At 70.4% G+C, this 18,811-nt stretch carries 26 protein-coding genes and 1 tRNA gene; 18 read left to right on the top strand and 9 right to left on the bottom strand.

The window, feature by feature from the left end:
* The first annotated feature begins 11 nt into the window (after window positions 1-11).
* Window positions 12-872, top strand: a complete 861-nt coding sequence (locus OG937_25690; GenBank protein ID WUD74847.1) for a universal stress protein — start codon at window positions 12-14, stop codon at window positions 870-872.
* 36 nt (window positions 873-908) lie between these two features.
* Here the strand turns inward: OG937_25690 and OG937_25685 are convergent, their stop codons facing one another.
* Window positions 909-1,589 carry a pyridoxamine 5'-phosphate oxidase family protein gene (locus OG937_25685; GenBank protein ID WUD74846.1) on the bottom strand — a complete coding sequence of 227 codons (681 nt, stop codon included), beginning with the start codon at window positions 1,587-1,589 and terminating at the stop codon, window positions 909-911.
* Between the two features lie 217 nt (window positions 1,590-1,806).
* On the opposite strand from OG937_25685, the gene OG937_25680 reads away from it, so the two are divergent.
* Entirely contained in the window at window positions 1,807-2,403 is a 597-nt protein-coding gene (locus tag OG937_25680; protein WUD74845.1) for a hypothetical protein, read from the top strand.
* 187 nt (window positions 2,404-2,590) lie between these two features.
* Complete coding sequence (gene mscL, locus OG937_25675; GenBank protein ID WUD74844.1) at window positions 2,591-3,070, top strand: large conductance mechanosensitive channel protein MscL; 480 nt, start codon at window positions 2,591-2,593, stop codon at window positions 3,068-3,070.
* A 12-nt stretch (window positions 3,071-3,082) separates the two neighbouring features.
* On the opposite strand, the gene OG937_25670 is transcribed toward mscL, so the two are convergent.
* Together OG937_25670 and OG937_25665 are read right to left on the bottom strand one after the other, a co-directional pair.
* Window positions 3,083-3,286 carry a hypothetical protein gene (locus OG937_25670; GenBank protein ID WUD74843.1) on the bottom strand — a complete coding sequence of 68 codons (204 nt, stop codon included), beginning with the start codon at window positions 3,284-3,286 and terminating at the stop codon, window positions 3,083-3,085.
* A gap of 176 nt (window positions 3,287-3,462) precedes the next feature.
* On the bottom strand, window positions 3,463-4,449 hold the full coding sequence (locus OG937_25665; GenBank protein WUD74842.1) for a sigma-70 family RNA polymerase sigma factor: 987 nt from the start codon (window positions 4,447-4,449) through the stop codon (window positions 3,463-3,465).
* A 189-nt stretch (window positions 4,450-4,638) separates the two neighbouring features.
* On the opposite strand from OG937_25665, the gene OG937_25660 reads away from it, so the two are divergent.
* Window positions 4,639-5,166, top strand: a complete 528-nt coding sequence (locus OG937_25660) for a GNAT family N-acetyltransferase (GenBank protein WUD74841.1) — start codon at window positions 4,639-4,641, stop codon at window positions 5,164-5,166.
* A gap of 12 nt (window positions 5,167-5,178) precedes the next feature.
* On the opposite strand, the gene OG937_25655 is transcribed toward OG937_25660, so the two are convergent.
* Window positions 5,179-5,679: a MarR family transcriptional regulator gene (locus tag OG937_25655; GenBank protein WUD74840.1), complete on the bottom strand. Its 501-nt coding sequence runs from the start codon at window positions 5,677-5,679 to the stop codon at window positions 5,179-5,181.
* Between the two features lie 101 nt (window positions 5,680-5,780).
* Here OG937_25655 and OG937_25650 point away from each other — a divergent pair, with 101 nt between their 5' ends.
* Together OG937_25650 and OG937_25645 are read left to right on the top strand one after the other, a co-directional pair.
* Window positions 5,781-6,428 (top strand): GTP cyclohydrolase II, encoded by a 648-nt coding sequence (locus OG937_25650; protein ID WUD74839.1) that lies wholly within the window; start codon window positions 5,781-5,783, stop codon window positions 6,426-6,428.
* A gap of 9 nt (window positions 6,429-6,437) precedes the next feature.
* The gene (locus OG937_25645; protein WUD74838.1) at window positions 6,438-7,205 is read left to right on the top strand and encodes a dioxygenase; all 768 of its coding nucleotides are present in this window, start codon (window positions 6,438-6,440) and stop codon (window positions 7,203-7,205) included.
* Between the two features lie 94 nt (window positions 7,206-7,299).
* On the opposite strand, the gene OG937_25640 is transcribed toward OG937_25645, so the two are convergent.
* The 3 genes from OG937_25640 to OG937_25630 form a co-directional block, all read right to left on the bottom strand.
* Window positions 7,300-8,811, bottom strand: coding sequence for an MFS transporter (locus OG937_25640; protein WUD74837.1), 1,512 nt, complete (start codon window positions 8,809-8,811; stop codon window positions 7,300-7,302).
* A 120-nt stretch (window positions 8,812-8,931) separates the two neighbouring features.
* Window positions 8,932-9,561: a TetR/AcrR family transcriptional regulator gene (locus OG937_25635; GenBank protein WUD74836.1), complete on the bottom strand. Its 630-nt coding sequence runs from the start codon at window positions 9,559-9,561 to the stop codon at window positions 8,932-8,934.
* A 250-nt stretch (window positions 9,562-9,811) separates the two neighbouring features.
* Window positions 9,812-10,222 carry an organic hydroperoxide resistance protein gene (locus tag OG937_25630; GenBank protein ID WUD74835.1) on the bottom strand — a complete coding sequence of 137 codons (411 nt, stop codon included), beginning with the start codon at window positions 10,220-10,222 and terminating at the stop codon, window positions 9,812-9,814.
* A 103-nt stretch (window positions 10,223-10,325) separates the two neighbouring features.
* Between OG937_25630 and OG937_25625 the strand changes: the two genes are divergently transcribed.
* From OG937_25625 to OG937_25610, 4 genes are all read left to right on the top strand, one after another.
* Window positions 10,326-10,808 carry a MarR family transcriptional regulator gene (locus tag OG937_25625; protein WUD74834.1) on the top strand — a complete coding sequence of 161 codons (483 nt, stop codon included), beginning with the start codon at window positions 10,326-10,328 and terminating at the stop codon, window positions 10,806-10,808.
* Between the two features lie 90 nt (window positions 10,809-10,898).
* Window positions 10,899-10,971, top strand: a tRNA-Arg gene (locus OG937_25620).
* Between the two features lie 212 nt (window positions 10,972-11,183).
* Window positions 11,184-11,693, top strand: a complete 510-nt coding sequence (locus tag OG937_25615; GenBank protein WUD74833.1) for a hypothetical protein — start codon at window positions 11,184-11,186, stop codon at window positions 11,691-11,693.
* A gap of 763 nt (window positions 11,694-12,456) precedes the next feature.
* The gene (locus OG937_25610) at window positions 12,457-12,852 is read left to right on the top strand and encodes a DUF6281 family protein (GenBank protein WUD74832.1); all 396 of its coding nucleotides are present in this window, start codon (window positions 12,457-12,459) and stop codon (window positions 12,850-12,852) included.
* A 281-nt stretch (window positions 12,853-13,133) separates the two neighbouring features.
* On the opposite strand, the gene OG937_25605 is transcribed toward OG937_25610, so the two are convergent.
* The gene (locus OG937_25605; GenBank protein ID WUD74831.1) at window positions 13,134-14,027 is read right to left on the bottom strand and encodes a LysR family transcriptional regulator; all 894 of its coding nucleotides are present in this window, start codon (window positions 14,025-14,027) and stop codon (window positions 13,134-13,136) included.
* A 153-nt stretch (window positions 14,028-14,180) separates the two neighbouring features.
* On the opposite strand from OG937_25605, the gene OG937_25600 reads away from it, so the two are divergent.
* The 5 genes from OG937_25600 (at window position 14,181) to OG937_25580 (ending at window position 17,190) form a co-directional block, all read left to right on the top strand.
* Window positions 14,181-14,624 carry a hypothetical protein gene (locus OG937_25600; GenBank protein ID WUD74830.1) on the top strand — a complete coding sequence of 148 codons (444 nt, stop codon included), beginning with the start codon at window positions 14,181-14,183 and terminating at the stop codon, window positions 14,622-14,624.
* 249 nt (window positions 14,625-14,873) lie between these two features.
* Window positions 14,874-15,944, top strand: a complete 1,071-nt coding sequence (locus tag OG937_25595) for a zinc-dependent alcohol dehydrogenase family protein (protein ID WUD74829.1) — start codon at window positions 14,874-14,876, stop codon at window positions 15,942-15,944.
* 188 nt (window positions 15,945-16,132) lie between these two features.
* Entirely contained in the window at window positions 16,133-16,444 is a 312-nt protein-coding gene (locus OG937_25590) for a hypothetical protein (protein WUD74828.1), read from the top strand.
* A gap of 91 nt (window positions 16,445-16,535) precedes the next feature.
* Entirely contained in the window at window positions 16,536-16,832 is a 297-nt protein-coding gene (locus tag OG937_25585; protein ID WUD74827.1) for a GYD domain-containing protein, read from the top strand.
* A gap of 43 nt (window positions 16,833-16,875) precedes the next feature.
* The gene (locus OG937_25580; protein ID WUD74826.1) at window positions 16,876-17,190 is read left to right on the top strand and encodes a hypothetical protein; all 315 of its coding nucleotides are present in this window, start codon (window positions 16,876-16,878) and stop codon (window positions 17,188-17,190) included.
* 6 nt (window positions 17,191-17,196) lie between these two features.
* On the opposite strand, the gene OG937_25575 is transcribed toward OG937_25580, so the two are convergent.
* Entirely contained in the window at window positions 17,197-17,565 is a 369-nt protein-coding gene (locus OG937_25575) for a hypothetical protein (GenBank protein WUD74825.1), read from the bottom strand.
* A gap of 125 nt (window positions 17,566-17,690) precedes the next feature.
* Between OG937_25575 and OG937_25570 the strand changes: the two genes are divergently transcribed.
* The 3 genes from OG937_25570 to OG937_25560 all read left to right on the top strand — a co-directional run bounded on the left by OG937_25570 (window position 17,691) and on the right by OG937_25560 (window position 18,797).
* Entirely contained in the window at window positions 17,691-18,257 is a 567-nt protein-coding gene (locus OG937_25570; GenBank protein WUD74824.1) for a hypothetical protein, read from the top strand.
* Between the two features lie 70 nt (window positions 18,258-18,327).
* The gene (locus tag OG937_25565) at window positions 18,328-18,591 is read left to right on the top strand and encodes a hypothetical protein (protein WUD74823.1); all 264 of its coding nucleotides are present in this window, start codon (window positions 18,328-18,330) and stop codon (window positions 18,589-18,591) included.
* The gene (locus OG937_25560) at window positions 18,588-18,797 is read left to right on the top strand and encodes a hypothetical protein (GenBank protein WUD74822.1); all 210 of its coding nucleotides are present in this window, start codon (window positions 18,588-18,590) and stop codon (window positions 18,795-18,797) included. Before OG937_25565 ends, OG937_25560 begins: the two co-directional genes overlap by 4 nt.
* The last annotated feature ends 14 nt before the right edge of the window (window positions 18,798-18,811 follow it).

Genomic DNA, 18,811 nt, shown 5'->3' with positions numbered 1-18,811 from the left:
GAGGCACCGCCATGGACACCACCCACGGACCGGTCGTGGTCGGCACGGACGGCTCGCCCCGCGCCACCGCTGCGGTGATGTGGGCCGCCGGTGAGGCCGTGCTGCGCGATCGCCCGCTGCACATCCTGCACGCGGCCGGCATCGAGACCCGTTCCGGCAGGAACCTGTCCCCCGAGACCGCACAGCTGGTCCTCGACGGCGGCCGCGCCCTGCTGGACGAAGCGGCGGCTTCGGCCACCGGCCGCTATCCGGACCTGGCGGTCTCCACCTCACTCGGCAAGGGCAAGCCCGCCAACAGTCTGCTGGACCAGTCCCTGGTGGAGGGCCTGACCGTCGTCGGCTGCCGTGGACGCGGTGGCTTCCACGCACTGCTGCTGGGCTCGGTCGGGCTGCGGGTGGCGACCCAGGCGCGCGGGCCCGTGGTCGTCGTGCGGGGCAGCGAGCAGCCGTCCACCGGTGTCGTCCTGGTCGGGATCCGGGACTACACCGATCTGGCCACCGTGCGCTTCGCCGCCGACGAGGCCCGGCTACGGAAGGCCACCCTGCGCCTCCTGACCGCGTGGAGCCTGCTCGGGGCCGTGGGCGAGATGGTGCCGGGGCTGGACGACGCCACCTCGGTCGGTGACCGGGAGGCAGCGGCGGAGCAGCATGTCGCCGACACGATCCGCGAGGAGTATCCGGACCTCACCGTGACCGTGGACCTGGTCAAGGCCTCCTCCGCGAGCGGTGCCCTGGTGGATGCCTCGGCCCATGCCGATCTGCTCGTCGCGGGTGCCCGGCGGCATCAGCGCTCCAGCGGCCGGCTGGCCCATGTGACCCACGCCGTGCTGCACCACGCACACTGTCCCGTGGCCGTCTTCCACCACGCCTGACCCCGATCCCCCCGCGAGGCGAAGACCCTCGGCGCGCTACACGGTGCGTATGAGGCTGCCCGTGATGTGGGTGGGGACGATGCGTATCCACAGATCGTCCTCACCCCCGGACCACGGGCCGGGGTGGGCCTCCAGGACGCGAGCGTCCTCAGGATCGACGACGTGCTCGGCGACCCCGAGGACGAGCACGCTCCATCCCGCGCTGAGGCAGGCGTCGAGCTGATCGACCTCGAAGGCGACCTCGCTGCCCCGGGCGAGGGACGGGGGTGCGCCCGCGGCCGTGCGGTAGACGATGGCCCCGTCGACGACCGCGTAGTTCACCGGGACGACCGCGGGGTGGCCGCCGGTGGTGAGCGCGATCCTGCCGACGTCATGGCCGGACAGCCGGGTCCAGCACTCGTGCGACAGCAGTTCCTCCATCACCGGTGGGCCGGCGGCCTCGGTCTCCCCGGGGACGTGCTCGGCGTCGCCCCCCAGGAGGTGGCTGGCGGTGGTCCGCAGCGCCCCCGCGAGCCGGAGCAGGGCGTTGGTCCCGATGGTGTGATGGCACTGCTCCTCCACGTACCGCACGTAGCTCGGCGTCATGCCGGCCTTGGCGGCCACTTCCTCGCGGCTGAGCCCCAGTTGTTCCCGCCGCTGCGCGACGCGACGGCTGACGTCCCCCGGATGGGCTCTCGACCTCTCGGACGGGCCGTCGCGCAATGACTGCCTGGGCACGTCGACCACCTCCCGCTCTCGGGCTCGGACGCTTCGGTTCGTTACCAGCAAGCACACCACCGCGGGCGCCGCGCCGCCAGACCCGCCCGACCCATCCCCTCGAACGGGTGACCGAGTTATCCACAACCGGTCGGTACTCCACAGGCCGCCGGGGGGCCGCGCCGCGATGCGTCATGGTGGTCCTGCCAGGCCGGATGCGCCGGTGGACGAGGGCCCGATGACGGGGGTGGTCGAGATGGTGGACAGCGGTGGATGCGCGCTGTGGACGGACGGCGGTGACGTGCCGGTGCCGCCGGCGGGCGCGGGAGCGGGCGCGCCCGCCCCGTGCGTGGTTCCGTTGTTCGCACCGATCAGGGCGGGTGGCGGGCGGCACCGGTTGCGGCGTGCGCTGCGCCGACGGCGGCGGATGGTGGCCGCGGGCCTGGCGATGACCGCGGCCGCGCTGGCCGCCGCGGCGCCCCGTACGGATCCGCAGGACGGCCGGGCCGGGCGGGAGGGCCCCGCTCCGGCGCCCGCCGCGGCGGCACGGGACACGGTGCGGGCGCCGGTGCGCATCGCGGACGCGGCGGCGGCCGGGCTGGTGCGGCCCGGTGACCGGGTGGACATCCTCGCCGCCGCGCGCGTGGTGGCCCGCGGGGCGCCCGTGGTGGCCGTGCCCTCCCCCGCCGACGGCACCCCAGGTGGCGGGACGACCGGCGTGGACGGGGGCGGGTTCGGGGGCGGTGCGCTCATCGTGCTGTCGGTCCCGCGCCGGACGGCGGCCGCGCTGTCCGGCGCCGCGGCCACCTCGCCCCTGGCGGTGGCGCTGCGCTAGCCGCACTCCGTGAGAAAGGCAACCGGCGGGGAGGCCCGCGGCGCCACCCCTTACCCTCGGAGGCCGAACCGCTCACCCACCTCCGTCACCGCCGGCCCCCACGCCGGCGGCGCCCGGCGGACACCACCAGGCCCCACGGGTCCCCCGGGCCGAACTGCACGGTCGTTCTTCGAAAGGAAATCGTCCCTTGAAGGGCTTCAAAGCCTTCCTGCTGCGTGGCAACGTCGTCGAGCTCGCTGTGGCGGTCGTCGTCGGCGCCGCGTTCAGCAAGATCGTCGACGCGTTCGTGAAGGGCCTCATCAATCCGGTGATCGGTGCCATCGGCACCAAGAACCTCGACGGCTACACCCTCTGCATCGAGCCGCCCTGCACCGTCGTCAACGGCGAGCTCACGAAGGGCGTGGGCCTCCTCTGGGGCGCGGTCGCCGGCGCGGCGCTGACGTTCCTCATCACGGCCGCGGTCGTGTACTTCCTGCTGATCCTGCCGATGAACAAGCTCAACGAGCGGCGCAAGGAGGGCAAGGAAACGGCGGTGGCCGGCCCGACGGAGCTGGAGCTGCTGACCGAGATACGCGACCTGCTCGCCCGCCAGCAGCAGGGCCACGGCGGTGCTCCCGGCATCCCCTCCCCCTACGGCCACAGCGGTACCAACCGGACGCATCCGTAGCGGCCGTCCGCCTCAGATGTGGTGCGGGGGCTTCTCGTCGAGGAAGCGCGCGAGATCTCCCGCACCACCCTGGCCGGGGCGCTCGCCCCACCCGGTGTCGGTGTCGTCGGACGACTGCCGGTCCAGCGGGTCGTCGAAGACCAGCGCCGGCACGTGCTCGCGCGGCGCTTGCGGGGCCGGGGCGGGCCCCGTAGCGGGGTCGGAGGTGCTGCTCATGCCGTCCAGGGTACGGGGCCGTCCACACGCCCAGCCGCAACGAAGGCCCGGCCGTACGCACGCGGGCGACGCACGACCGGGCCGGCCGGGGAAAGGGTCGAGCCCCGGTACAGGGGGGTGGCACCGGGGCTCGAGTCTGTGGTGGCGCGGGCGCCTGCTGCGGCGCCCGCCTGACGTCAGGCCGCCTCGATGGACAGCCCGGTTGCGCGCGCCATGCGCTTGAGGTCCGCCAGCGCGTGCTTCTCGATCTGCCGGATCCGCTCACGCGTCAGCCCGTGCTGCTTGCCGACCTCCGTCAGCGTGCGCTCGCGGCCGTCCACGATCCCGTACCGCGCCCGGATGATGGACGCCGTCCGGTCGTCGAGCCGGTCGATCAGATCCTCCAGTTCCTCACGCCGCAGCATGACGAGTACGGAGTCCTCCGGCGAGGCCGCCGACGTGTCCTCGACGAGATCGCCGAACTGGGTCTCGCCCTCGTCATCCACCGACATGTTCAGGCTCACGGGGTCGCGCGCCCAGTCCAGGACGTCGGAGATCCGTTCCGGGGTGGAGCCGAGCTCGGCCGCGATCTCCGCGGGCTCCGGGTCGCGCCCGTGCTCGCGGTTGAACTCGCGCTGCACCCGGCGCACCCGCCCCAGCTCCTCCACCAGGTGGACGGGGAGCCGGATGGTGCGCGACTGGTCCGCGATGGACCGGGTGATCGCCTGACGGATCCACCACGTCGCGTACGTGGAGAACTTGAAGCCCTTGGTGTAGTCGAACTTCTCGACGGCGCGTACCAGGCCTGCGTTGCCCTCCTGGATGAGGTCGAGCAGCGGCAGGCCGCTGCGCGGATAGCGTCGCGCGACGGCGACGACCAGGCGCAGGTTGGAACGGATGAAGACGTCCTTGGCCCGCGCACCCGCGGCGGCTATCGTCTCCAGTTCCTCTCGGCCGGCGTCCGCTCCCTGACCCAGCTCCTCGCCCGCGAGGAGCTGCTCGGCGTAGACGCCGGCCTCGATCGCCCTGGAAAGCTCGACTTCCTGCGCGGCGTCGAGCAGCGGCGTGCGCGCGATCTCGTCGAGGTACATGCCGACGAGGTCGCGGTCGGCCATCTCGCCGTGGCCTGCGCGAGCGCTGCTTTTCCCGCCGGTGGTGCTGCGGGCGACGGCACGGGTTGCCATGCGTGCTCCCTTGCGAAGGTTCGGTCGGGTGTCGGATCGAGTGAGCTGCCCCTCCAGCAGCTTCACGCGTGCCTTTCGGCTGCCCACTCGAAAAGAGATAACGACTGGAATCCGGACACAATTCCCAAGCGCCGCCCCGTTTTTTACGATCTTGCAGTACCCTGTCCGGCCACAGCCGGAGGTGGATCATTGCCCGAGTCCGTCGAAGTGCAGGTCAGGCCGGGTGGGGAAGAGGACCTGCAGGCCCTCACCGACCTCTACAACCACTACGTCCGTGAGACACCGGTCACATTCGACCTGGAGCCTTTCTCCCCGGCACAGCGCCGCCCTTGGCTGCTCTCCCACCCGGAAGACGGACCGCACCGCCTTTTGGTTGCCCACGGGACGGAACAGGACGGCACGAACGGCCTGCTCGGATACGCCACGAGCAGCCCGTTCCGCCCGAAGGCCGCGTACTCCACCTCCGTGGAGACCTCCGTGTACTGCGCCCCGGAGGCCGGGGGCCGCGGCGTCGGCACCCTGCTCTACACGGCGCTCTTCGAGGCCCTGCGGGGCGAGGACCTGCACCGCGCGTACGCCGGGATCGCACAGCCCAACGAGGCGTCCGTCCGCCTGCACACCCGTTTCGGCTTCCGCCCGCTGGGCGTCTACCGCGAGGTCGGCCGGAAGTTCGGCCGCTACTGGGACGTCGCCTGGTACGAGAAGGACCTGACCTGAACCGGCGCGCGCTCAGCGCAGCCAGGGAAGGTCCACCGCTCCGTTCTGCGGCTGCAGCCCCTCGGCGATGACCCGGCAGATCTCGCCGAGCTGGCGCACCTGCTCCTCCGAGAGCCGGTCGAAGATCGCCCCGCGCACCGCCTCCACATGGCCGGGAGCGGCCGCGGCGAGCGCGGCGAAGCCCTCGTCGGTGAGGACCGCGAGCTGGCCCCGCCGGTCGGAGGGGCAGTTCTCGCGACGGACCCAGCCGTTCTCCTCCAGGCGGGAGATGGCATGGGAGAGCCGGCTGCGCGTAATCTTCGAGCGTTCGGCCAGCTCCGTCATGCGCATCCGGCGGTCGGGGGTCTCCGAGAGCCACACCAGCAGCGAGTAGTACGCGTGGGGCATCCGCGCGTCGCGCTGGAGCTGCCGGTCGAGTGCGTCCGAGATCAACTGGGTGGACGCCATGTACGCGCGCCAGGCGCGCTGCTCCTCCTCGCTCAACCAGCGGGGTTCGGGGGCTCTCGTCGTCATCCTCCCACTCTACGAATTCGACCTTGAACTTTCAAGCAATCGCCGGTACGTTCCCCTTGCCAGCTTGAAACTTCAAGGAACTCTTCAGGCGAGGGAGCCGTATGACGACCCCGACCGCACCGGACGCAGCCCCCGCCCCATCGCGCGCGGCCATCCGCACCCGGGTGCGGATCCCCCTGCGCTTCCCCGACGGCTGGACGACCCCGGCCGACGTCTTCACCTTCACCGGCCTCGCCGACGGCAAGGAGCACATCGCGCTCGGCCTCGGCCCTCACGAGGGCGCGACGTCGCCGCTGGTCCGCCCGCACTCCGAGTGCCTGACGGGCGACGTCTTCGGCTCGGCGCGCTGCGACTGCGGCCCCCAGCTGCGCGAGGCCGTGCAACGCATCGCCGAGACCGGCGGCTACCTGCTCTACCTGCGCCAGGAAGGCCGCGGCATCGGCCTGTACGCCAAGCTCGACGCGTACGCCCTCCAGGACGAGGGCCTGGACACCTACGCCGCCAACCGCGCCCTCGGACGCCTGGACGACGAGCGCGACTACACCGCCGCCGCCCAGATGCTCGGCGCCCTCGGCGTCGACGCCGTCCGCCTGCTCAGCAACAACCCCGACAAGGCGGCGCAGCTGTCCGCGCTGGGCGTCACGATCGCCGAGCGGGTGCCGACCGGGGTCCACCTGTCCGAGGACAACGTGCGCTACCTGCGCGCCAAGGCCGAGCACACCCACCACACCCTCGACCTCCCGGCCTGAGGAGGCCCCATGCGCATGCCCGCCCTCTACCTCTCGCACGGCGCCCCGCCGCTCGCCGACGACCCGGTGTGGCCCGGCGAACTGGCCGCCTGGTCCGCCGGGCTCCCCCGCCCCACGGCGGTCCTCATGGTCTCCGCGCACTGGGAGGAGGCCCCGCTCGCCCTGGGCGCCACCACCACGGTCCCGCTCGTGTACGACTTCGGGGGCTTCCCCCGCCACTACTACGAGGTGCGGTACGCGGCCCCGGGCGCGCCCGCGCTGGCCGGCTCCGTGCGCAAGCTGCTGCGCGGCGCGGGCACTCCCGTCCAGGACGTCCCGGACCGGGGCCTGGACCACGGGGCGTACGTCCCGCTCGTGGAGATGTACCCGGACGCCGACGTCCCCGTGCTGCAGGTCTCGATGCCCACGCTCGACCCGCAGGAGCTCATGGACATCGGGCGCAGACTCGCCCCGCTGCGCGACGAGGGCGTGCTGATCGTCGGCAGCGGCTTCTTCACCCACAACCTGGCCGCGCTGCGGCACGCCGGCGGAGTGCCGGGCTGGTCGGCGGAGTTCGACGACTGGGGGCACCGCGCGCTGGACGGGCAGGACGTGGACGCCCTGCTGGACTTCGAGCACAAGTCCCCCGCCGGGCGGCTCGCCCACCCCAGGACCGAGCACTTCGCGCCGCTCTTCGTCACGATGGGCGCGGCCGAGGACGACCTCGGCACCCAGCGCAGCGTCATCGACGGCTTCTGGATGGGCCTGGCCAAACGGTCCGTGCAGTTCGGCCGGTAGTCTCCGCAACGCGAAGGGCCCCGCTTCCTCCCATGAAGCGGGGCCCTTCGCCGTACTCGCCGTCTCCGGCGTGCCGTCGTCGTCGACGCGTCCGTCAGTGGGCGATCACCGGGACGGCGACCTCCTCGGCACCCTCGGCGTCCTTGGTGCCGGACGCCGCCACCACACCGCCGCCACCGCTGGTGGTGATGAAGGTGAAGGCGATGATCGCGGACAGGGCCAGGATGCCGACCGCCCACCAGATGGCGGTGGAGTAGCCGTGCACGGCCGCGGCGTTGACGAAGCCCTGCTTGCCGAGCGTACGGGCCTCGGCAGCGTGTGCGGCGACCCACGTGGTGGTGGCGCTGGCCGCGATGGTGTTCAGCAGCGCCGTGCCGATGGCACCACCGACCTGCTGCGAGGTGTTGACCATGGCGGAGGCGACACCCGCGTCACGCGGCTCGACACCGTGCGTGGCCAGGCTCATGGCCGGCATGAAGGCCGTACCCATGCCGAGGCCGAGCAGGATCTCGGCCGGCAGGACCAGGCCCGCGTACGAGCTGTCGACCGACAGCTGGGTCAGCAGCAGCATGCCCAGACCCGCGACCAGGAAGCCCGGGGTCATCAGCAGGCGCGGACGGACGCGGGTCATCAGACGCGCGCCGATCTGCGTGGAACCGGCGATCATGCCCGCGATCATCGGGAGGAAGGCGAAGCCGGTCTTCAGCGCGGAGTAGCCCTGGACGACCTGCAGGTAGTAGGTGAGGAAGAGGAACAGGCCGAACATCGCGATGATGGCCAGGCCCAGCGAGAGGTAGACACCACCGCGGTTGCGGTCGGTCACCACGCGCAGCGGCAGCAGCGGGGCCTTCACACGGGCCTCGACGACCACGAACGCGACCAGCAGCACGACCGAGGCCACGAACAGGCCGATCGTGGTGCCCTCGCTCCAGCCGTGGGTCTCGGCGCGGGTGAAGCCGTAGACCAGGGAGACCAGACCGGTGGTGGCCAGCACGACGCCGGGGATGTCCAGGCCGCTGCTGTTGCGGCTGCCGGCGGGCTCGTGGACGAAGCGCATGGCACCGAACGCGGCGACGGCGGCGAAGGGGATGTTGACGAAGAACGTCCAGCGCCAGTCCAGGTACTCGGTGAGCACACCACCGAGGATCAGACCGACGGCACCGCCACCACCGGCGATGGCACCGTAGATGCCGAACGCCTTGGCGCGCTCCTTGGCCTCGGTGAACATCACCGCGAGGAGCGACAGCGCGGCCGGCGCGAGCAGCGCGCCGAAGGCACCCTGCAGCGCGCGGGCGCCGAAGAGCACCCCCTCGTTGGCTGCGGCGCCGCCGATCGCGGAGGCCGCGGCGAAGCCGATCAGGCCGGTGACGAAGGTGCGGCGGCGGCCCCACAGGTCGGCGATGCGTCCGCCGAAGAGCAGCAGGCCGCCGAAGACCAGCGCGTAGGCCGTGATGACCCACTGCTTGTTGGCGTCGGAGATGCCCAGGTCGGTCTGGGCGGAGGGGAGGGCGATGTTCACGATGGTGCCGTCGAGGACGACCATCAGCTGGGCTATCGCGATGAAGGCCAGCGCCTTCCAGCGCTGGGCGTGTGCCAAATCAGGCATGGATGAACTCACTAACGGTACGAAGAGGTGACGACATTGAAGACGAAGAGGACATACAGTCGTAACGGAAATGTTGTGGGCGAGTGAATTACGCGGGGGCGCCCGTTCGGCAGGCGGAGCTCAGCGACATTGCCGAAGGTCCTCGAAAGTGGCGGAGTCACCCGGGAGTTCGGAGCGCGCCGGCGCCTCCAGGCCGTCCACGAACAACTGCAGATGACGGCGGATGAAGCGCTCCATGCTGCCGCAGTGCTTACCGGGCAGCGGCCGCGTCAGCTGGCTGACGGCCACCATCACGTCGCCGACGTCGATGTCGGCGCGGAGCCGTCCGGACCGCCGCCCGGCGGCCATCAGCTCCTCGATCGCGCGCTCCAAGCGTATGCGGCTCTCCTCGAGCCGCGGGTCCCCCTTGCCGAATCCGGTGGAGAGCATCGGGCACAGCGCGCCCACGCGCTCGTCGGCCGCCTCGTGCACGAAGCGGCGCAGCGCGTCGAAGGCGTCCGGCTCCTGCGCCAGTGCCTCCTCGGCCCGCTGGGTGATCCTGTCCGTCACCGACAGGGCCACCTGGAGCGCGAGCTCCTGGCGGTCGGCGAAGTGCCGGTAGACGGTGGCGTTGCCCACACCTGCCCGCTTGGCTATCTCGTCGAGCGGGGCGTCGGTACCGTGCTCGAGGAGCACCTCGCGGGCGGCGACGATGATCCGCTCGCGGTTGCGCGTGGCATCCGCGCGGAGCTTCGTGGCGACGACTGCCATGACGGGCACTCCTCTCTGTCTCTCGGTGGCGCTCGGTTCCGGGGAGCGAGTCCCCGTTTGTGCGACGTAGGTGTAAACGGGGAGCCGTTCCCCGGATATTTCAGGGCCGCTTGTGAGCTGAGTCACAATCAACGCGGCTGGCTCCGGCAGCGCTCGAGGGGCCTCCCGGACCGGCCCCGCACGCACGGGAAGGGCCCCGGACGCTACCGCGCGCCCAGGGCCCTTCCGCTTCTGCCGATGCCTGCTCCGCTTACTCCACGACGAGCTCGACCGGGATGTTGCCCCGGGTCGCCTTGGAGTAGGGGCAGACCTGGTGGGCCTGCTCGATCAGGGTGCGGCCGGTCTCGTTCTCCAGCTCCGACGGCAGCTCGGCGCGGAGCACGACCGCCAGACCGAAGCTCGTGTCGTCCTTGCCGATGGTCACCTCGGCGGTCACGGAGATCTCGCTGGTGTCCACCTTCGCCTGCCGCCCGACCAGGGCGAGGGCGCTGGCGAAGCACGCGGCGTAACCGGCGGCGAAGAGCTGCTCGGGGTTGGTGCCCTGTCCGTTGCCGCCGAGCGCCGGCGGCATGGCCAGCGCCAGGTCGAGCTGGCCGTCGGAGCTGACGGCGCGCCCGTCGCGGCCGTTGGCGGTGGCGACAGCGGTGTACAGCGCGTCCATGGAACGTCCTCTTTCGATCGGTTGCGATCCCGTTGACGACAAGTAGAGCACACAATTGAGTTGCACACAACTAAAACGTGGACGGTCGGGCTACCCTGGACCCATGACCGCCACCGCGCCCGCCCGTGCCGGGGACCACCTCCGGCTCGAGAACCAGATCTGCTTCTCCCTGCACGCCGCCTCGCGCGCCTTCGGCGGCGTCTACCGCGTCGTGCTCAAGGACCTCGGCCTCACCTACCCCCAGTACCTGGTGATGCTCGTGCTCTGGGAACACCGCGCCCTGCCGGTCAAGAAGATCGGCGAGCACCTGCGCCTCGACTCCGGCACCCTCTCCCCCCTCCTCAAGCGCCTCGAGGCCACCGGCCTCGTACGCCGCGAGCGCTCCACCGACGACGAGCGCTCCGTCACCGTCCACCTCACCGACGCCGGCACCGCGCTGCACGCCAAGGCCCTCCAGATCCCGCGCCGCATCTCCGCCGCCACCGGCCTCGGCCTGGAGGAGATCAACGACCTCCGCGCCCGCGTCGACCGCCTCACCGCCGCCCTCACCGCCGCCGACCTCGACGACGGCCCGCCCTGCGGCTGACGCCCCTCGCGCAGCGCCACACACCCCCGGCACCCGGCGCAATCGCCGGCACACCCCTGACCCTCATCCGCTAGGCTGTCCCACGCCTCCGCCTCAGTAGCTCAGGGGATAGAGCACCGCTCTCCTAAAGCGGGTGTCGCAGGTTCGAATCCTGCCTGGGGCACAAGGGAAAAGGCTCCGGACCGATCAAGGTCCGGGGCCTTTGACATCCACTTTCGACATCAACGGCAGCGGTCGACGGCAGCCATCGCGCTGGTCTGCCGCCTCCGGATGTGGTCTCTCCGCCTGCCGTGTCGGGCCCCATAACCGCTTGCGGCCGAGCGCTACTGACGTGACACGATGCCGGTCCGGCGTGGTCGACAAGGGGGTGCAGACGTGACCGAAGACGAGGCTGTCAGGCAGCTGAAGATGCTCGCGCGGTCGCGTGCGTTCGAACGGCCCGTAGGCTCTGATCGGCTCATTGCAGCGGCTCTCGACGCCCTCCTGGCCGACGTGGAAACGCCGTCGCTGCCACTGCTCGCCGGACTCGGGCGGCGCGAGGAACCCGAAGCGTCCGAGCTGTTCGATCAGGTGATGGAAGAGCTCGGATTCGTCTTCGAACCACAGGCGGATCCGACTGCGACCAAGCTGGCCTTGGCCTATTGGCTGGCCGAGCAAATCGCCGACGGGTCACTCGACCCCGCGACCGGCGCGGACATGATCTGGACCGAGGCAGCCATGGAACTCCGGTATCCACCCGTGTTGGAGCCCGTCGTCACGTGCGCCATCCAGCTCGACGACTGGAACGAGGACTGGACGATCTCCCGGGACGAGATCACCAGCAACGTCGTCCGCGCGGTTCACGAGCTGCTCCAGAAGCGTTCATCGTCAGCTCCAAGGGGCTGAGCTTGCACGGCAAGGAGACCCCGAACTGCGCCCGAAGAGGTCGCAGAGCGCATGTCCGGAGTCTTCGCGGTCCGACTCCTGGACGCTCTGGACGGTTCCGGCCCACAGGTGTGCAGCCACGACCGCAAGCGCCTGGCCTCACCTCAGTGAAGATCAATCACGGCCGGAGAATGAGCCGACGAGACGGCACCCATGGCGTACAAGCCCGTTGCCCTGAGGCCAAGTTCATCGACTAACGGCGCGCAACGAAGGCATGTCACCGTCCTCGGCGTCGCACCCACCAAGGTCGACGCCTCTGATTCATCCTGACCGACGCACGTCCCCCAGCGCCATGGACAGCCCAACGGCTCCAACTGTCAGCCGAGTCAGGACACAGACGATCACCCGGGGGCGCGGTAAGACTTTCTCCACCTCATCAAGACGCTCCCTCCGCGCAGAGCGCGGCAGCCCGCGGCCCGACGGCGAAGGGCTGGCTGAGGGGGAAACGCGCTGCGGCCGGGGCCGGTCAGGCAGGCCACCGGCCAAACCCGTTGCGCCGACGTCAGAAGCTGTTGTCCATCCGGTCTTGAGGGATGCGGTTCGAACGGGAGTCTCGGTCCGAAACGCGCGGCAAGGAAACCTGATGCGGGGCGCCGACGTCGAAGTTCGGAACACGAGAGCCTCACCACCTGCACGATCTCACTTCCGTGCTGAGCGATGGCAAGGTCACTCGGCAAAGAGGAGGCACTCCGCTTCTTTGCCGCATCTACTGAGGGGGACACGCATGAGCTGGACCGGGCGATCCGCTGGCTTGTTGGTGGCGACGGCCATGGTGATGTCAGTAGCCGCGTGCACGGCAGACAGCGATAGCGGTGGGGAGGAATCGGCTTCCTGCGTCAATCAGTACACCTACCAGGACCGATCGTATCGGGACGTGGCGAACGTGAAATTCACACTCGGGAAGAAGCTCGGCGCCGCCACCAAACCACCCTGCGAAGACACCGGCGGCCAGGACAAGGGCGAGGAGCCCGTTACGACGGATACTGCCTACGAAGTGGACGGCATCTCTCCCAAGGTCGCCATCGCCATTGGGGACACACCGAAGACAGCGACGTTCTTCGCCGTTTACTCCGGCTCAGAGCTCCCGCCCGAGGTACAGAAACTGATCGACGGCTCCTGATCTGAAACGCGGGGCTCGGTGTGGTTCCGAAACCGACGCCGCACCGAACCCCGCGCAGGTCACCGGCCCCTTCCCGAACCAGTCCCGTGTCCGAGCGGCGCAACCCCACCAGCCCACCGCGGCGCAGTGCGCGATGCAGATACATGGCAGGGAGGGGGAGTTCGGCTTCCGGAGCCCTGACGCGTCATCCTTCGCCGAGTGGCTGTGGCAACGCAACGGCCGTCGCAGCGCCCTGGGGTGGGCAGGAGAGATCGAGCACGAGGCGCAAGTCGAGGCGGCGCTCACCCTCGCCAGATGAGGAACTCGTGCGCTATCGCGACCAGGGCACGTGCTGCGGCACTGGGCGTGCGCCCGGACGGGGCGGCCAGGGAAAACGGCCAGTCCAGGTTGGCGTCGTCGATGGTCAGCGTGGCGACGTCCTCCGCCTTGGCGAGGGCGGGCCGTGGCAGTAGCGCCACGCCCAGGCCGTTGCGGACGTAGGCGACACCGGTGGGGAGGTCGGTGATCTCGAGGGCGACGCGGCGGGTCACGGAGGCGGCGGCGAAGGCCTGATCGGCAACGGTCCGGATGCCGTAGCTCACGGGGAAGTCGACGAAGTCCAGGCCGGCCAGTTCGGTGATCGGCACGGTGCGGCGTTCCGCGAGCGGATGGTCGGCCGGCACGACGAGGTCGAGCACCGAGGTGACGAGGTCGGTCAGCGTGATGCCGGTCGGGTGCGGTCCGGGCAGGGAGACGAAGGCGAGGTCGAGCCGCCGTTCGAGGAGGGCGTCGATCAGACCCTGGGAGCCGGATGCGGCGGCGCTGGTCTGCAGGAGCACGCCGGGATGGCGCCGGTGGAATTCACCGAGAAGCGCGGGAAGGTCGATGAGGCCCACCGTGGTCATCGTGCCCAGCCGCAGGGTGCCGCGCAGTCCTCCGCGGACCTCGGCCACCGCGTCCACCGCTTCCCGGGCGGCGTTGAGAGCGGCATGGGCGCGCGGGAGCAGGGCGGCACCGGCATCGGTGAGCAGCACGCGTTTGGAGGTGCGTTCCAGCAGCGGCGTGCCGAGTTCTCGCTCGAGGTTCTTGATCGTGGTCGAGACCGCGGACTGGACGACGTGCAGCCGTGCGGCGGCACGGGTGAAGTTCGCTTCCTCGGCGACGGTGACGAAGTGCTCGAGTTGGCGCAGTTCCACACTCCCAATATCCCACAGAGAGCCCCCGGGTATCTCTGAGCGAGATGGCTGCGGTCTCCGACTTTCGTTGGACAGCGACCATCGCGTCCGGCGACTCTGTTCATCAGAGGAACTGCTCGAAATAGGAGACGGCTCACCACGGGAGGTTTGGAGATGACTTACAAGACGCCACCGACATATCTGGGCAGCGGTGACCCGGTGCGGCAGCGCAAGGATTATTACCCTCCTTGGCTGGACAATCTCGCCGATGACGTGACGCTGGAGGCCGGGGTCTTCAACGGGACCGTCCACGGAGCCAAGGACGTTCTCGCGATACTTTCCTACGCGCGCACTCTGTACGAATTCCAGGACTTCATCTACATCGGTAAGTACGGAGAGAACGGCTTCGTCGAGGACTACGCGGCAACGGTGGACGGTAGGCCCATCGCCAATATCGCCGTCGTCTACATGAACGACGAGGGGAAGACGCAGCATCTTGTGATGAACCACCGTCCGCTGCCGATGCTCCGGTACTTCTCCCGGAAGCTGGGCGAGCACTTCGCCGGGACGGAGTACGCGAAGTACTGCGCCGACCCGCCGGATGCCGAGCGCGACTGAACCCGCCCGCACCATGGAGAATGAACACCGTCCGCTGTTCACCGTGCACGACGGACTGATCGCCGAGGCTCGGCTGTACGCGGACACCGCGAAGGGGCGTGAATCGATCGACGGCCTGCGGGTGTACCCGTCGAGGCCTGCCCGATTCATCGGGCAGGCTCCGGCAGGCGAGAAATTTACCGGGACACGATATGCCCGGTAATTCCTGCCCCCGTCAAGCGATGCCACCCTCGACCGAAGGAGAATCCCATGCCACGATCCATGTGCGCGCTCGTAGCCGGAAAGGTCGGCGAGCCGACCGATGTCCTGCGGCTGGAATCCCGGCCTGTTCCCACGCCTGGAGCCGGTCAGGCGTTGATCCGCGTGAAGGCGACTCCGATTCACGCCAGCGATCTGCACGTGCTGCGTGGCCGCTACGGTTTCTCACCCGAGTTTCCCACTGTCGGGGGTCACATGGAATGCGTGGGCCGTATTGAGGCCCTGGGCCCGGATGCCGCGGGGCTGAAAATCGGCGAGCGCGTGGTGACCGTTGCGGTCCCGGCGGTACCCGGGCCCCCCGTGGCCGGCACTTGGCAGGAATACCTTGTCGCCGATACGCGAAGGCTCCTGCCGGTCCCCGACCGGCTGAGCGACTCCGAGGCCTGTCAACTCGCCGTCAACCCCTTGACCGCGCTGCTCCTGGTGACCCGCGAACTCGACGTACGGCCGGGGGAATGGTTGTTGCAGACGGCCGCGGGCTCCACCGTCGGCCGGCTCGTCATTCAGCTGGCAAGGCATCTGGGCATGCGCACGATCAATGTCGTGCGGCGGCGCGATGCGGTTGAGGAGATCAAGGCGCTCGGCGGCGACGAGGTCATCTGCACGGAGGACGAGGACCTGGTGCGCCGGGTGGCCGAGATCGCGGGGCCGGATGGCGTGCGCAAGGCCATCGACTGTGTCGCGGGCCATGTGGGTGCCCAGGTGTCCCAGGCATTGGCTCCCGGAGGAGAGGTCGTGGTCTACGGCGCGCTCTCCACCCATCGGCAGACCGACCCGGCAGCGCTGACGATCCCGCTGTCGGCGCGTTCGGTCATCTACGAGACCAAAGCGGTCCGCGGCTTCTGGCTGAACCGCTGGTTCGGCAGTGCCTCACCTGAGGATGCGCTGCGCGCGCTGTCCCAGGTTCGCGACCTCGTCGCTGATGACGTGCTGAGCATCCCCGAAGGCCGGCCGTTCCCCCTTGAGCGTTTCGCTGAAGCGATCTCGCTCGCCGAAACACCCGCACGTGGTGCCAAACCGCTGTTCGTCTTCGAAGACGGCCGGGCCCAGCACGACGGGTAGGACGCCTTTGACCACGACTGGCCGGCGGCTCCTGACGGTGGAGGATGACGGCAACAGAGCGGCACGTGTGAGGACTTCGGCCGGAGCGGGCGGCCTGTCCCCGGCCCTGGTTCTGCCTGGGCCAAAAGGGAAAGGCCCCGGGCCTACCGGCCGGGGGTCGGGCCAGTGCCTCGTAGTACGTTTCCGCCGTGACAGCGTGGATCATGTTCGCTTGCGGGTGCCTCAGCGTGGTTGCGGGGGCGCTCACCCTGAAGGGCCGGCGCGCGGCGCAGTACCGGGATCCGCGCAAGGCGGGATGGGGTGGCGTGGCCATGGGCGGCGGGTTCGCGCTGGACGGGGGGTCGCGGTTGGCGGGCTGGTCCAGCGGGGTGCAGTGGGCCGTGAGCATCGTGGCACTCGGGCTCGTCCTGCTCGGCGCCGCCCTGCAAGTGCACGGCATAACGGACCTGAAGGCCCGTCCTCACGACAGCGAGGCCTGGCGGCAACGGCATCCTCGCTGATCGGGCGACGGCCACCCCGCGCCGGATGCGGCCCGTCAGCGGCGCACATACGCTGTAGGGGACGCTCCTCTCTTTGTCGAGGTGACACATTGTGCCGCTCTACATCGCGCTGTTGAGCTGGACCGACCAGGGGATCCGCGCCTACGCCGACACGGCCGACCGGGCCGATGCCTTCGGCGACGCCCTGCGGGGTGCCGGGGGGCGGCTCGTGGACATCTACTGGACCGTCGGGCCCTACGACCTCGTGGCGATTCTCGAGGCGCCCGACGACGAGACCGCCGCCGCGGCGCTGCTGCGGCTCGGCGCGATCGGCAACATCCGCAGCACGACCCTGCGGGCCTTCGGGCGGGATGAGGTCGAGGGCATCATCGCCAAGGCCTCCGCCTGAGGAACGAGGGCCTCGCCGCAGCGACTTCGGTTAGCGTGCCCGTATGAGCACGGCACGTCTGCGGCAACGGGTGGAAGCCGACTTCCCGGCCCCCGGGGCGGCTGCCGGTGTGCTCGCGCTCCTGGAGGGGTTCGTGGACGAACTCCGCGCCGGAGCCCGGGACGACGGCTGGGAGGACTGGGCGGAGCGCGTCCAGGCAGCGGTCGTACTGCTCGCCCGGGGCAGCGTCGGCCGACTGGGGGACGCGATGTCCTCCGGGCTCGTCGACTGGCGCGATCTGCTCGTGGCCTCAGAACTGGCCGACGGGGACTGGCCCGCGCGGCTCGACCTCGAGTTGGGACCGCGGCGGCCCGGGTGAGTGGGGTCAGCGGCCGTCGGCGGCCTGCTCGAAGAAGGAACCGCGCCTCAGCCGCTCGTAGGAGGGTTCCGCCCGCGCCATCCACGCGTCCACGTCGGCGGCCATGGACGGGAACCGCTCCTTGAGGGGTGCGGCCAGGGCGGCGACCTCCTCCCAGGAGTCGGCGAGATACGTCTCGTTCTCCAGGCCGATCGCCACGGCCGCGCAGAACGGATCGTCGGACCGCAGCCACCGCTTCGCCACCTGGACGATGCGGGCCACGTGCTCCGCGTCGATGATCCACGACATGGAGAGGAGCTGTTCGGAGACGTAGCCGGGGACGACGCTGGGGGCCCGGTGGTCGACGAGGAAGTCCATGACCTGCTCGACGTCCATGGATCAGCCCCTTGGCTCGGCCGGTTCCCTTGACCGGCGGGGTCACATGCTAGATGTGGCGGCCGGGGCCGGGCGGGAACTTTTCCTCGGGGGCCTGAGTCCGTAACCCCCGGGAGGGGTTGCGTGTGGAGGGTGGCAAGGGACGGGGACGGCGGCTCGGGGTGTCCCTGGGCGGTGCCGGGCTCGCGGCGGTGGCCGCAAGTGTCCTGTACTGGCAGGCCGTTCCGGGGGCGCCGGAGGTCGATCGCGGGCTGGAGCGGGCGGTGCTGCCCGTGGTGGACCGTTATCTGACGACGGACCCGGCGGGCCCGCTCGGCGAGACCGAACTGCGTGGGGAGGACGGTTCCGTGCCGCACGGCTTCTGCACCGAGCGGGTGATCGAGATCCGCCGTGCCGGTGGCGGGCTGCGGGTGGGTCTGGCGGCCTGGTGCGGGCACTACGTACGGAAGGGCGACGGCGTGACCGCGCTGGACGGGGTCGTCACCCTGGGCGTGGTGACGGTGTCGCCGGCCTCGGCGCCCGCCCGGGTGGGCGACGCCGCGTGGGAGCCGGACGGGGATGCCACCGGTTGGACCCGGGCGAACTTCTCCGCCGGGGGTGCCGCCGAGGCCCGACGCCTCATGTCCGACGGCGGGTCGCAGCTGACCGACCCCGAGGCGGAAGCGCGGGCGGCGTTCGGGCTGCCGGGCTGATCGGGCCGGTTGTCAGTGGCGTCTGCTCCACTGGTCGTGGTGGTACCAGGACACGGCAGGGGGGTGCGCGATGGGCGTGCGGTACGACTCCTTCCACACCACCGACCGCGGCACGGCGATCGACTGGGCGGTCGGGCCGGACCGGCGCGGGTATCCCTGGTGGCGGCTCGACGAGGCCGGGGCCGACTGGTTCGAGATGAAGGGCCTAGATCCTGTCGTCGTGCTCGGGCAACTGGTCGCCTACGCGCGGGGAGCCGGGTTCGAGGGCGGGGACGACGGACCGAGCCGGTGTGGCCCGAGCCGGCGCAGTGGCACGCGGAGCCGGGGCTGTTGATCGAGGAGATACCGGGGGCCTGGCGGGACACGCTCGCGGCCGTCGGCGACGAGGCCCTGCCGGGGATCGCCGCGCGCTGGGAGGGCATCGAGGAGGTCCGCTTCGGGGACCGCCGGGAGGCCGAGGAGTGCGCGCGGCTGTTCGTCGAACTGGCCCGGAGGGCGCCGGCGGCGGGCCACACGCTGTACTGCGTCGCCTGCCTCTGACCGGCTCCCGGAAG

It is taken from the genome of Streptomyces sp. NBC_00510 (assembly GCA_036013505.1).
In the GTDB taxonomy this organism is placed as follows: domain Bacteria; phylum Actinomycetota; class Actinomycetes; order Streptomycetales; family Streptomycetaceae; genus Actinacidiphila.
Note: the sequence above shows the minus strand (reverse complement) of the source record. Positions and strands in the feature narration are given on the sequence as shown.

Coding starts and splice junctions, on each gene's coding strand:
- OG937_25690 (WUD74847.1), top strand. CDS start 12: ATGGACACCACCCACGGACCGGTCGTGGTCGGCACGGACGGCTCGCCC.
- OG937_25680 (WUD74845.1), top strand. CDS start 1,807: ATGACGGGGGTGGTCGAGATGGTGGACAGCGGTGGATGCGCGCTGTGG.
- OG937_25670 (WUD74843.1), bottom strand. CDS start 3,286: ATGAGCAGCACCTCCGACCCCGCTACGGGGCCCGCCCCGGCCCCGCAA.
- OG937_25665 (WUD74842.1), bottom strand. CDS start 4,449: ATGGCAACCCGTGCCGTCGCCCGCAGCACCACCGGCGGGAAAAGCAGC.
- OG937_25655 (WUD74840.1), bottom strand. CDS start 5,679: ATGACGACGAGAGCCCCCGAACCCCGCTGGTTGAGCGAGGAGGAGCAG.
- OG937_25650 (WUD74839.1), top strand. CDS start 5,781: ATGACGACCCCGACCGCACCGGACGCAGCCCCCGCCCCATCGCGCGCG.
- OG937_25645 (WUD74838.1), top strand. CDS start 6,438: ATGCGCATGCCCGCCCTCTACCTCTCGCACGGCGCCCCGCCGCTCGCC.
- OG937_25640 (WUD74837.1), bottom strand. CDS start 8,811: ATGCCTGATTTGGCACACGCCCAGCGCTGGAAGGCGCTGGCCTTCATC.
- OG937_25635 (WUD74836.1), bottom strand. CDS start 9,561: ATGGCAGTCGTCGCCACGAAGCTCCGCGCGGATGCCACGCGCAACCGC.
- OG937_25630 (WUD74835.1), bottom strand. CDS start 10,222: ATGGACGCGCTGTACACCGCTGTCGCCACCGCCAACGGCCGCGACGGG.
- OG937_25625 (WUD74834.1), top strand. CDS start 10,326: ATGACCGCCACCGCGCCCGCCCGTGCCGGGGACCACCTCCGGCTCGAG.
- OG937_25610 (WUD74832.1), top strand. CDS start 12,457: ATGAGCTGGACCGGGCGATCCGCTGGCTTGTTGGTGGCGACGGCCATG.
- OG937_25600 (WUD74830.1), top strand. CDS start 14,181: ATGACTTACAAGACGCCACCGACATATCTGGGCAGCGGTGACCCGGTG.
- OG937_25595 (WUD74829.1), top strand. CDS start 14,874: ATGCCACGATCCATGTGCGCGCTCGTAGCCGGAAAGGTCGGCGAGCCG.
- OG937_25580 (WUD74826.1), top strand. CDS start 16,876: ATGAGCACGGCACGTCTGCGGCAACGGGTGGAAGCCGACTTCCCGGCC.
- OG937_25575 (WUD74825.1), bottom strand. CDS start 17,565: ATGGACGTCGAGCAGGTCATGGACTTCCTCGTCGACCACCGGGCCCCC.
- OG937_25565 (WUD74823.1), top strand. CDS start 18,328: ATGGGCGTGCGGTACGACTCCTTCCACACCACCGACCGCGGCACGGCG.